Origin of the sequence: Paracoccus zhejiangensis (assembly GCF_002847445.1) — a bacterium.
GTDB classification, from domain to species: Bacteria; Pseudomonadota; Alphaproteobacteria; order Rhodobacterales; family Rhodobacteraceae; genus Paracoccus; species Paracoccus zhejiangensis.
Window position 1 is genome coordinate 3,522,183 of the sequence record NZ_CP025430.1, and the last position, 11,064, is coordinate 3,533,246.

The 11,064-nt window shown below is 67.0% G+C and carries 9 protein-coding genes and 1 tRNA gene; 6 read left to right on the forward strand and 4 right to left on the reverse strand.

The features are described 5' to 3' along the window. Positions 1-4 precede the first annotated feature (4 nt). Genes CX676_RS17105 through tsaD form a run of 4 tightly spaced genes read right to left on the reverse strand, consistent with a single transcriptional unit; the run spans position 5 to position 2,713 of the window. On the reverse strand, positions 5-433 hold the full coding sequence (locus CX676_RS17105) for an EVE domain-containing protein (protein WP_101753629.1): 429 nt from the start codon (positions 431-433) through the stop codon (positions 5-7). Beyond that, on the reverse strand, positions 433-705 hold the full coding sequence (locus tag CX676_RS17110; RefSeq protein WP_101753630.1) for a YciI family protein: 273 nt from the start codon (positions 703-705) through the stop codon (positions 433-435). Before CX676_RS17110 ends, CX676_RS17105 begins: the two co-directional genes overlap by 1 nt. Further along, on the reverse strand, positions 705-1,646 hold the full coding sequence (locus tag CX676_RS17115; RefSeq protein ID WP_101753631.1) for an NAD(P)H-dependent glycerol-3-phosphate dehydrogenase: 942 nt from the start codon (positions 1,644-1,646) through the stop codon (positions 705-707). The genes CX676_RS17110 and CX676_RS17115 overlap by 1 nt, the downstream gene beginning before the upstream one ends. Next, positions 1,643-2,713 (reverse strand): tRNA (adenosine(37)-N6)-threonylcarbamoyltransferase complex transferase subunit TsaD, encoded by a 1,071-nt coding sequence (gene tsaD / locus CX676_RS17120; RefSeq protein ID WP_101753632.1) that lies wholly within the window; start codon positions 2,711-2,713, stop codon positions 1,643-1,645. The genes CX676_RS17115 and tsaD overlap by 4 nt, the downstream gene beginning before the upstream one ends. Positions 2,714-2,774: 61 nt before the next feature. On the opposite strand from tsaD, the gene CX676_RS17125 reads away from it, so the two are divergent. The 6 genes from CX676_RS17125 to glgB all read left to right on the forward strand — a co-directional run bounded on the left by CX676_RS17125 (position 2,775) and on the right by glgB (position 11,045). Next, positions 2,775-3,461, forward strand: coding sequence for a uroporphyrinogen-III synthase (locus CX676_RS17125; protein ID WP_101753633.1), 687 nt, complete (start codon positions 2,775-2,777; stop codon positions 3,459-3,461). 103 nt (positions 3,462-3,564) lie between these two features. After that, positions 3,565-5,022: a COG4223 family protein gene (locus CX676_RS17130; protein WP_101753634.1), complete on the forward strand. Its 1,458-nt coding sequence runs from the start codon at positions 3,565-3,567 to the stop codon at positions 5,020-5,022. A gap of 11 nt (positions 5,023-5,033) precedes the next feature. Beyond that, positions 5,034-6,794, forward strand: a complete 1,761-nt coding sequence (locus CX676_RS17135) for a heme biosynthesis protein HemY (RefSeq protein ID WP_101753635.1) — start codon at positions 5,034-5,036, stop codon at positions 6,792-6,794. Positions 6,795-6,876: 82 nt separating this feature from the next. Next, positions 6,877-6,952: transfer RNA gene (locus tag CX676_RS17140), tRNA-Thr, on the forward strand. A 235-nt stretch (positions 6,953-7,187) separates the two neighbouring features. Further along, complete coding sequence (locus tag CX676_RS17145; RefSeq protein WP_101753636.1) at positions 7,188-8,798, forward strand: alpha-amylase family glycosyl hydrolase; 1,611 nt, start codon at positions 7,188-7,190, stop codon at positions 8,796-8,798. Between the two features lie 51 nt (positions 8,799-8,849). Next, complete coding sequence (glgB, locus tag CX676_RS17150; protein ID WP_101753637.1) at positions 8,850-11,045, forward strand: 1,4-alpha-glucan branching protein GlgB; 2,196 nt, start codon at positions 8,850-8,852, stop codon at positions 11,043-11,045. Positions 11,046-11,064: the final 19 nt, after the last annotated feature.

The following is an 11,064-nucleotide window of genomic DNA, read 5'->3' on the forward strand; positions in this document are numbered from 1 at the left end:
CAGCCTAGGCCTTGGTCCCGTCCATCCCGGCCAGTTCCATCACCACGGCCCATTCGGCCTCGCTGACCGGCTGCACCGACAGGCGCGAATTGTTGACCAGGATCATGTCCTTTAGCCGCGGCTCGGTCTTGGCCTGATCCAGCGTCACCGGGGTCTTCACCGGTTCAAGCGCGCGGATATCGACGCATTCCCAACGCGGGTCCTCGGTCGAGCTGTCGTGATGCGCCTCGGCGCAGACCTCGACGATGCCCACGACCTCTTTCCCGATATTCGAATGGTAGAACAGCCCGCGATCGCCGATCTCCATCTCGCGCATGTTGTTGCGCGCCTGATAGTTACGCACGCCGTCCCATTCCTCGCCCTTGGCCCCCTTGGCGACCAGATCGTCCCAGCCAAAGACATCGGGCTCGGATTTGAACAGCCAGTAGCGCATCAGCCGATCACCTTCTTCCACTCGATGATCTCGACCTTCTCGAACAGGCCGGCGCCCTTGTAGGGGTCCTGATCGGCCCAGCCTTGCGCGCTGGCCAGATCATCGGCCTCGATCACCAGCAGCGAGCCGCGCATTTCGCCCTCTTCGATCAGCGGGCCGGCCATGCGGACGATGCCATGGGCATTCAGAAAGCCCAGATGCGCCTCGCGCGTGTCGATGCGGGTCTGCAGATGGCCGGGCTTGTCGCGGCAAATGACGGCAAAAAGTGGCATTATTCGTCCTTCAGAGGTCGGTTCAGCAGCTGTTGCATCAGCTTTTCCACGGATACGCGGCGGGTGACAAGCCCCGCGACGGCGGCGGTGATCGGCAGGTCCAGCCCCAGCTTGCCGGCGAGTGCGGCCACTGCTTGCGCCGTGGCCGCGCCCTCGACCGTGGTCGAGCTGTCGAATTCGGTCCCCGCGCCAAGGCTGAAGCCAAAGCGATAGTTGCGCGACTGGTCCGATGTGCAGGTCAGCGTCAGGTCGCCCAGACCTGAGAGCCCGGTCAGCGTCTCGGCCCGTGCGCCCAGATGGGTTGCCAGCCGGGTCATTTCGGCAAAGCCACGGGTGATGATGGCGGCGCGGGCGCTGTCGCCCAGTTGCCGGCCCATGACCGCGCCGGCGGCGATGGCGATGACGTTTTTCAGCGCCCCACCCAGCTCCGCCCCGGTCACGTCGGTCGAGCGATAGAGCCGCAGGGTCTGCGTGGACAGCTCTGCCTGCAGCGCCTCGCCACGATCGGCATCGGCGCAGGCCAGTGTCAGCGCGGTGGGCAGGCCGCAAGCGATGTCGGCGGCGAAGGAGGGGCCGGTCAGCACCGCGACCGTGGCAGCGGGGCAGGCGGCGCGGATCAGTTCGGACGGGCCGGTCAGTGTGGTCAGGTCGATGCCCTTGGCGGTGTTGACCAGCGATTTGCCATCAAGCAGCGCGGCATGGTCGGCCAGAAAGGCGCCGAGCGCCTGCGCCGGCAGGGCCAGCAGCAGGGTGTCGGCGGCGGTGGCCTTGGCGAGATCAGTGGTCGCCTTCACCTCGGGCGGCAGGCTGACGCCCGGCAGTTTCGGGTTTGTCCGCAGCTTGGCCGCATCACGCCCCCACAGCGTCACCGGCCCGTTGCCGGCCAGCGTGACCGCCAGAGCGGTGCCGAAAGCACCGGCGCCAAGGACTGAAACCGTCATGCCTTGGCCCCCTTCTTGCCCGCGCCCAGCATCGGCGCGGCGCGCTGATCCAGCGGCCAGCGCGGGCGCGCGGCAAGGCTCAGGTCATCCGCCGCGCCCTGCCGGAACCGCTCGATCCCGGCCCAGGCAATCATCGCGCCATTGTCAGTGCACAGCGCGAGCGGCGGGGCGAGGAAGCGTGCGCCGGCATCATTGGAAACCTTTTCCAGCGCGGCGCGGATGGTGCGGTTCGCGGCGACGCCGCCCGCCACCGCCAGAACCGGCGCGGGCGAGGCTTTCAGCACCCGCGCGGCCTTGCCGGCCAAGAGATCGCTGACGGCGGCCTGAAAGCCGGCACAAAGATCGGCCCGGTCGCGCTGGTAAAGCCCGCCTTGCGCCGCCACCAACTCGTCGCGCTGGCGCAGGGCGGCGGTTTTCAGGCCGGAAAAGGACATGTCGAAGCCCGGCCGGTCCAGCAGTGGGCGCGGCAGGTCGAAGCGGCTGGCGTCGCCCTCAGCCGCCTCGGCCTCGACCGAGGGGCCGCCGGGCTGGGGCAGGCCCAGAAGCCGCGCCAGCTTGTCGAAGGCCTCGCCCGGCGCGTCGTCGATGGTGCCGCCGAGCCGGGTGAAATCCTCGGGGCCTTCAACCCGCAGGAACTGGCAATGCCCGCCCGAGACCAGCAGCATCACGTAGGGAAAGCCGATCCCGTCGGTCAAACGCGGGGTCAGGGCATGGCCGGCCAGATGGTTGACGCCGACGAGCGGCAGGCCGGTCCCGGCGACCAACCCCTTGGCCATCATCACCCCCGCCATCACCCCGCCGATCAGCCCCGGCCCGGCGGTCACCGCCACGCCATCAAGATCGCTCAGATCCTTGCCGGCCTCGGCCAGCGCCTGTTCGACCACCCCGTCCAGCCGCTCGGCATGGGCGCGGGCTGCGATCTCGGGCACGACGCCGCCGAAATCCGCGTGCAGGCTGTTCTGCCCGGCCACCACCGAGGACAGGATGCGACCATCGCCGGTGACGACGGCGGCGGCGGTATCGTCGCAGCTGCTTTCGATGCCGAGAAAGACCAGATCACTCATCATTTGCCATGTCGGGGTCGCGGGGTTAGGGCTTCGGGGTATCACCCTCACCAGGGAATTGCCAATGCCAAGCACCGCCCCCGACGTCCCCCCGCGCCCTACCGTGCTGCTGACCCGGCCCGAAGCGGATTCGCGCCGCTTTGCCGCCGGGCTGCCGCCCGAGCTGCCGGTGGTGATCTCGCCGATCCTGCGAATCGTGCCGGTCGCGCATGACGCCGCGCGCCTCGCCTCGGCGCCGGGCCTCGTCTTCACCTCGGCCCATGCGGTCGCCACCGCTGGTCCGGGGCAGGGGCGGCTGGCGCTGTGTGTCGGGCCGCGAACGGCGGCGCTGGCGCGGGCGGCGGGTTTCGACGTGCAGGAAGGTGCGACCGGCGAGGCCGGGGGGCTGCTGCCGCTGATCGCCGCCAACCCGGTGCCGCTGATCCATCCGCAAGGCCGGCATCTGGCGCGCGCGCTGCCGGTCGAGGGGATGGTGGTCTATGACCAATGGTCGCAGCCTCTGTCGGATGCGGCGCAGGGTCTGCTGGCTGGCGCGGCGCCGGTGATCCTGCCACTCTTTTCTCCACGCTCGGCCCGGCTTCTGTCCGAAGCGGCGGAAAACGCGCCGAAAGCCCCGATCTGGCTGGCAGCAATCAGCGAATCTGCGCGGGCCAACTGGGGCCATTCGGTCGAGCGGTCGCGGATCGCCGCGCGCCCGGATGCCGACGGGGTAATAAAAGCGATCCTGAGCCTGCTTTCGCCGGAACAATGATGCGGAGAGCGGGTTGAGCCGGGGGCGGCGGCTCTCTAGTATCGGCTGCCAAAGGGTCGCGCCGAGGCGGGGGCCCGCGCCGAACTTCTGACGGGGAAAAGACGTGAAAAATCCGGAGAACAAGACGCCTGCGAAATCCAGCGCGGAATCCAAGGCGAAGGACGCAGCCACTGCCACGACCGGGAAGAAGCCGGCGGCGGACGCTTCGGTGATCGAGAGCAAGGCGGTCGAGGCCGGCACTGCCGCCAAGGCTGCGGCCAGTGGAGGCGAGGTGAAACCCGCCGACTCGGCCCTGCTCGGCGCACAGAAGAAACCCGAGGCGGCTGCGGCCAGGAAGACTGAAGTGAAGCCGACGGTGCTGGTCTCGACCACGCAGGACCGGGTGGCTTCGGCCGAGACCGCGCCGGCGACTCCGCTGGCGAAGCCCGCGACCACGGTGCCCAAGACCGAGCCGGCCAAGGCCGAACCTGTGAAGACCGAGGCCGCGAAGCCCGAACCCGCCAAGAGCGAACCCGCCAGGACTGAACCGGTGAAAACCAGCGGCGCCCCGGCGCCCGTGGTGCAGAAAAACGGCTTCTGGCCGGTGGCCCTTGGCGGCGTCGTGGCCGCAGGGATCGGTGCGGCGGCTGCGCTCTGGGCCTTTCCGAACGGTCTGCAGCCGGCGGCGGCGGTCGATACCGCCGCGCTGAAGCAGGAAATTCTGGGCGAGGCGGCGACGGCAGCCTCGGCCCAGATCGCTGCGCAGGGCGAGGCGGTGGCGCAGCAGGCCGGCGAAGCCGGGGCCGAGGCTGCGCGCCAGATCATTGCGGAGATGCCGGCGGGTGCCGATACCACGCCGGAATTGCAGGCCGCGTTGGAGGCGCAGTCGCAGCAGATCGCCGCGCTGACCGAAAAGCTGACGGCGCTGGAAACCGCCGGGCCCGTCGAAGGTGGCGGTGAGGCCTCGCCGGAGCTGCAGCAGCGGCTGGCCGCGATGCAGGCAGAGCTGGAACAGGCGGCCGCAGCCGCCAAGACCCAGATCGATTCTGCCCTGGCCGAGGCGCAGAAGCTGCAGGAAGCCGCGCAGAACTCGACGATCCGGGCCGAGGCGGTGGCTGCCGTCGCGGCGCTGAAATCGGCGCTGGACGAGGGCAGCTCGACCGATGCCGCCGTCCAGCAATTGCAGGATGCCGGCGTCGCCGCGCCCGAGGCGGTGCAGGCCGAGCCGCCGACCCTGCCGGTGCTGCAGGAGGGCTTTGCACCTGCCGCGCGTGCGGCGCTGAAGGTGGCGCTGCGCGACAGCTCGGCCGAGGCCGATGGCGGCACGCTGATCGGGAATTTCCTGCGGGCGCAGACCGGCGCCCGCTCGGTCGAGCCGCGCGAGGGGGCCGATCCCGATGCGGTGTTGTCGCGCGCCGATGCCGCCGTGCAGGCGGGCGATCTGGCCGCCGCGCTGACTGAGCTTGAGACCCTGCCCGCCGTCGCGCGGGACGAGCCCGAGATGGCCGCATGGCTGGCCGGGGCCGAGGCTCATGTCGCCGCCCGCGCTGCGCTGAACGAACTCGCCGGCCAATCGAACTAAGGGAGAACACGATGCTGCTGTCTCTGCTGAAAATCCTGTTCTTCTTTGCCGTCGTCCTCGCCGTCGCGCTGGGGGCGATGCACCTGTCGGAAACCGGCCAGTCGCTGAGACTGGAATTCAACGGCACCGAATACCTGCTGGGGCCGGTTCAGGTCATCATCGGCCTCTTGGTGCTGATGGTCGCGGCCTGGCTGGCGATGAAGCTGCTGGGTCTTTTCGTGGCCTTCCTGCGCTTCCTCGCCGGGGACGAGACCGCCATCAACCGCTATTTCGCCCGCTCGCGCGAGCGGCGGGGTTACGAGGCCCTGGGCGAGGGGATGCTGGCCGTCGCTGCCGGCGAGGGCAAGCTGGCGCAGGAAAAGGCCGCCAAGGCCGAGAAATACCTGGACAAGCCGCATGTCACCAACCTGCTGGCGGCGCAGGCGGCCGAGGTGGCCGGGGATACCACGCGCGCCGATGCGGTCTATCGCAAACTGCTGGAGGATGACCGCACGCGCTTTGTCGGCGTGCGCGGGCTGATGCGGCAGAAGCTTCTGGCCGGTGACACCGAAACGGCGTTGAAGCTGGCCGAAAAGGCCTATGCGCTGAAGCCGCGCCACAAGGAGGTTCAGGATACGTTGCTGGAACTGCAGACCCAGCGGCATGACTGGAAGGGCGCGCGGGGCGTGCTGAAGGACCAGCGCAAGCAGGGCGATCTGCCGAAGGATGTGCATATCCGCCGCGACGCCGTTCTGGCGCTGCAGGAGGCCAGCGAGGTTCTGGCGCAAGGCAATTCGATCAGCGCCCGCGAGGCGGCGATCTCGGCCAACCGCGCCTCGCCCGACCTGATCCCGGCGGCGGTGCTGGCGGCGCGCAGCTATATGGCCAAGGACGATCCGCGCCACGCGAGCCGGGTTCTGGAAAAGACCTGGTCGGTGCGCCCGCATCCCGACATTGCCGCCGCCTATGCCGAGATCGTGCCGGACGAGACCCCGGTGGCGCGGCAGCGCCGCTTCGAGAACCTGATCCGCAAGAACCCGGACGATCAGGAAAGCCGTCTGTTGCGTGCCGAGCTGGCGCTGGCTGCCGAGGATTTCCCCGGCGCGCGGCGTGCGCTTGGCAATCTGGCCGAGACCCAGCCCACCGTGCGCACGCTGTCGATCATGGCCGCGGTCGAACGTGGCGAGGGTGCCGATGATGCCGTGGTGCGCGGCTGGCTGGCGCGCGCGCTGACCGCCTCGCGCGGGCCGCAATGGTGCTGCGACAAATGCCAGAACGTGATGGTGGACTGGGCCCCGGTCTGCGACAAATGCGGCGGCTTCGACACGCTGAGCTGGCGTGTGCCGGATGAAAAGCTGACCGCCACGACCGGACGACCGGGGGCAGAGATGCTGCCGCTTCTGGTTGGTGCTTCGCCGAAACCGGCGACGGTCGTGGCGGAAGAAGCCGAGATCGTCACCGAGACGCCGAAACCCGCGCCGAAACCCAATGGCGCGGCACCGCGCGCGGCGACCGAGCGCGCGACCCGCGTCGAGGTTGCTGCCGTGGCCCCCGGCATGGTCCCGCGCGAGGTTGATTTCGTGGAGATCGAGCCGTCTTCCACGGATACCTCGCCTGAACCTGCGCGCGAGGTGGTGAAACCGGCCCCCGCCCCGGCGACCGAGAAGGCGCCGTTGAATGGGACGGTGATGACCGATACGGCCAAGCCCGTCCCGGCCGAGCCGGTGCTGGTGCGCCCCGATGTCGAGCCGCCCGAGGACGAGGTTCTGCCGCCTTCCGGCAAGAAGTCCTGATCGCTTTCGGGGGCGCGGCGGAAAATCTGTCGCGCCCCCTTTTCCCGCCGGATGGAACCTGCTATCCGGCGCGGCACCAGAGGCCGCTGTAGCTCAGCTGGTAGAGCACGTCATTCGTAATGATGGGGTCGGGGGTTCGAGTCCCTTCAGCGGCACCACTTATCGCAGCAGAGATGCCGGGCGATAAGTGTCCTTCCCAGACCCGATGTTTCCGCCGCAGGCCGGTTTCCGCGCGTGCGTTTGCTCGTCCCTCACCTCGACTAAGCCGCTCACTCGTGGCCAAAATGCGCCGCCCCGCGCAATCGGTACTTGCAACTCGTGCCGGATTGGCAAGTCTGGTTAAAAAATGTTATCGCAAACATGAGCGAATCGAAGATTGTAGAGAGGGTGCCGATGGTTGTTGAACGAGGGGGCGCGGATTGGTGGCGCGGATCGGTGACCTATCAGATCTATCCCCGGTCCTTCATGGATTCGGACAATAACGGCATTGGCGATCTGGCCGGCATCATCTCGCGGCTGGATTATGTCGCCAGGCTGGGGGTCGATGCGATCTGGCTGTCGCCGGTCTTTCCCTCGCCGATGAAGGACATGGGCTATGACGTGTCGGATTATACCGACATCGATCCGGGCTTCGGCAAGCTGGCCGAGTTCGACACGCTGGTTGAGAAGGCCCACAAGCTCGGGTTGAAGGTCATCATCGACCAGGTGATCTCGCACAGTTCGGACCAGCATCCGTTCTTCACCGAATCGCGCAGTTCGCGCGACAATCCCAAGGCCGACTGGTATGTCTGGGCTGATCCGAACCTTGACGGCACACCGCCGAACAACTGGCAGTCGATCTTCGGCGGCCCGGCCTGGACCTGGGATTCGCGCCGCCGTCAGTACTATTTCCATAACTTCCTGAAGGAACAGCCGGACTGGAACTTCCATAACCCCGAGGTGCAGGACTATATGCTCTCGACTATGCGCTTCTGGCTCGAGCGCGGGGTGGACGGGTTCCGGCTGGACACGGTCAACTTCTATTTCCACGACAAGCTGCTGCGCGACAACCCGGCGAATTACCTGCCCTGGTCGCAGCAGGCGCTGAAGCCTTTCGACATGCAGTTCTGCCTGTTCTCGAAGAACCAGCCCGAGAACCTGGCGTTCCTCGAACGGCTGCGCGCGCTCATGGACGAATTCGACGCCCGCGCCACCGTGGGCGAGGTCGGAGACAGCCATCTGTCGATCGAACTGATGGGGAAATATACCAGCGGCAAGAAGCTGCACATGGCCTATTCCTTCGAGATGCTGGGGCCGAATTTCAGCGCCGAGCATTTCCGCAGCCGGATCGAAGGCTTCTTCAAGGGCGCGCCCGAGGGCTGGCCCTGCTGGGCCTTCTCGAATCATGACGTGCCGCGCCATGTCGGGCGCTGGTTGCCCCATGCGGCAGACCAGGATGCGCTGGCCAAGCAGGCGGCGGCCATGCTGCTGAGCTTCGAAGGTTCGGTCTGTCTCTATCAGGGCGAGGAACTGGGGCTGGTCGATACGCAGCTGGAGTTCGAGGAACTGACCGACCCGGACGGCATCGCCTTCTGGCCGGAATACAAGGGCCGCGATGGTTGCCGGACCCCGATGGTCTGGGATGCGAGGGCCGCGAATGGCGGGTTTTCCAAGGCCAACAAGACCTGGCTGCCGGTCAAGGCGCCGCAGCAGGCGCGGGCGGTCTCGACCCAGGAGGGCAAGCCGAACAGCGTTCTTGCCTTCTACCGCGAGATGCTGGCGCTGCGCCGGGCCGAGCCGGATCTGCGGCTTGGCGACATCCGCTTCCTCGACCTGCCCGAGCCGGTTCTGGGCTACGAGCGGGGCGAGGCGGTGATTTGCCTCTTTAACCTTTCGGCCGAGCCGGTCACCATCGATCTGGCACAACCCGTGCAAGAGTTGTTGACGCAGGGGGCCGAGATTGCCGAGGGTCAGGTGACGCTGGCCGCCAACGGCTTTGTCATCGGCCGGAAACGGAACGGGTAGGGCAGACTGCCGGGCCGGCAGACAGCAACCACAGGACGGAGTGCGCGAGACATGACAACGGCTGATCTTCCTCCGCATCTTTCCGGGCAGCATGTGTCGCGGCTGCTCGAGGCGCGGCATGATGCGCCCTTCGACGTGCTGGGCCTGCACAAGCAGGGCCGCAAGGCCTGGATCGTGGCACTGGTCCCCGATGCGGTCTCGTTGGTGGCCGAGGTCGGCAAGAAGACGGTCGAGCTGCCCCGGATCGAGGGCGCGCTGTTCGGCGGGCCGGTGCCGGTGTCGAAAACCCCGCATCGCCTGCGCGCCCAGTTCGAGGATGGCCGCGACTGGGTTTTTGACGATCCCTATCGCTTTGGCCCGGTTCTGGGCGATGTCGATCAGTATCTGATGGGCGAGGGCACGCACCGCCGGCTGTGGGATGCGCTTGGCGCCCATGTCCGCGCGCATGAGGGTGTCGATGGCACGCATTTCGCGGTCTGGGCACCCAATGCGGCGCGGGTTTCGGTGATCGGGGATTTCAACCAGTGGGACGGTCGCCGCCACCCGATGCGCCGCGTCGGTGTGACGGGCGTGTGGGAGCTGTTCATCCCCGGCATCGGTGATGGCGCGCTCTACAAATACGAGATCGCGCCGCAGCATGGTGGCTTGCTGGAAAAGGCCGATCCGGTGGGCTTTGGCGCGCAGCATCCGCCGCAAACGGCGTCGGTCGTGCGCGACATCTCGGGCTATGGCTGGGACGATGGCGACTGGATGGAAAGCCGGGCCGAGAAAAGCCGGCGCGACCAGCCGATCTCGATCTACGAGGTTCATCTGGGCAGCTGGCGCCGGGCCGAGGGCAACCGGCCGCTGAGCTACAAGGAGCTCGCGACCGAGCTGGTCGATTACGCCACCTTTATGGGCTTCACCCATCTGGAATTCCTGCCGATCAGCGAGTTTCCCTTTGACGGCTCATGGGGCTATCAGCCGGTGGGCATGTATGCGCCGACCATTCGTTTCGGCCCGCCGCATGAATTCCGCGATCTGGTCGAAGCTGCGCACAAGGCCGGTCTGGGGATCATCCTCGACTGGGTGCCCGGCCATTTCCCCTCGGATACACATGGTCTGGCGCAGTTCGATGGCAGCCATCTCTATGAACATGCCGACCCGCGCGAGGGCTTCCACCAGGACTGGAACACCCTGATCTACAATTACGGCCGAACCGAGGTTCGCAACTATCTGGTGGCCAACGCGCTCTACTGGCTCGAGGAATACCATGTCGACGGGCTGCGCGTGGATGCGGTGGCCTCGATGCTCTACCGTGACTATTCGCGGCGTCAGGGCGAATGGGTGCCGAACCGCGATGGCGGGCGCGAGAATTACGAGGCGATCGATTTCCTCAAGGACATGAACGTGCAGGCCTATGGCCGGGTCGAGGGCATCGTCACCGTGGCCGAGGAATCGACGGCTTTCCCCGGCGTCTCGACCCCGGTCGATGCGGGGGGGCTTGGCTTCGGGTTCAAGTGGAACATGGGGTGGATGAACGACACCCTGCGCTACATCGAGAAGGACCCGGTCTATCGCTCTTACGATCATCACCTGATGACCTTCCCGATCGACTATTCCTTCAGCGAGAATTTCATCCTGCCGATCAGCCATGACGAGGTGGTTCACGGCAAGGGCAGCATGATTGCCAAGATGCCCGGGAACGAGTGGGAGAAGTTCGCCAACCTGCGCGCCTATTACGGTTTCATGTGGGGCCACCCGGGCAAGAAGCTGCTCTTCATGGGCTGCGAGTTCGGCCAGTGGGAAGAGTGGAACCACAATGTCTCGCTGGACTGGGACGCGCTGCATGGCGCGCATCAGCAGGGCGTGCAGGCGCTGGTGCGCGACCTGAACCATCTTTATCGCGACACCCCCGCGCTTTACCGGCAGGATTGCGACCCCGCGGGCTTCCGCTGGATCGCCAACAACCCGCAGCAATCGACCATGGTCTTTACCCGCACGGGGGCCGAGGGCGATGCGCCGGTGGTGGTGATCTGCAACTTCACCCCGGTCGAGCGCGGGCATTTCCGCCTTGGCGTGCCCGAGGCGGGGCATTGGGTCGAGGTGATGAATACCGATGCCGAGGCCTATGGCGGCGGCAACCGGGTGAATGCTGCGGGCGCTGACAGCAGCCCGCAGGAATGGGACGGGCTGGGGAACTCGATTGAGATCCGCCTGCCGCCGCTTGCGACCGTGATGTTACGCTTGGAACAATCGACGCGGTGATCGCCGCGACAGTGGGAGG

Bases quoted from the DNA above. Each gene is read 5' to 3' on its own strand.
- CX676_RS17105 (WP_101753629.1), bottom strand. From the start codon at position 433: ATGCGCTACTGGCTGTTCAAATCCGAGCCCGATGTCTTTGGCTGGGAC.
- CX676_RS17110 (WP_101753630.1), bottom strand. From the start codon at position 705: ATGCCACTTTTTGCCGTCATTTGCCGCGACAAGCCCGGCCATCTGCAG.
- CX676_RS17115 (WP_101753631.1), bottom strand. From the start codon at position 1,646: ATGACGGTTTCAGTCCTTGGCGCCGGTGCTTTCGGCACCGCTCTGGCG.
- tsaD (WP_101753632.1), bottom strand. From the start codon at position 2,713: ATGATGAGTGATCTGGTCTTTCTCGGCATCGAAAGCAGCTGCGACGAT.
- CX676_RS17125 (WP_101753633.1), top strand. From the start codon at position 2,775: ATGCCAAGCACCGCCCCCGACGTCCCCCCGCGCCCTACCGTGCTGCTG.
- CX676_RS17135 (WP_101753635.1), top strand. From the start codon at position 5,034: ATGCTGCTGTCTCTGCTGAAAATCCTGTTCTTCTTTGCCGTCGTCCTC.
- CX676_RS17145 (WP_101753636.1), top strand. From the start codon at position 7,188: ATGGTTGTTGAACGAGGGGGCGCGGATTGGTGGCGCGGATCGGTGACC.
- glgB (WP_101753637.1), top strand. From the start codon at position 8,850: ATGACAACGGCTGATCTTCCTCCGCATCTTTCCGGGCAGCATGTGTCG.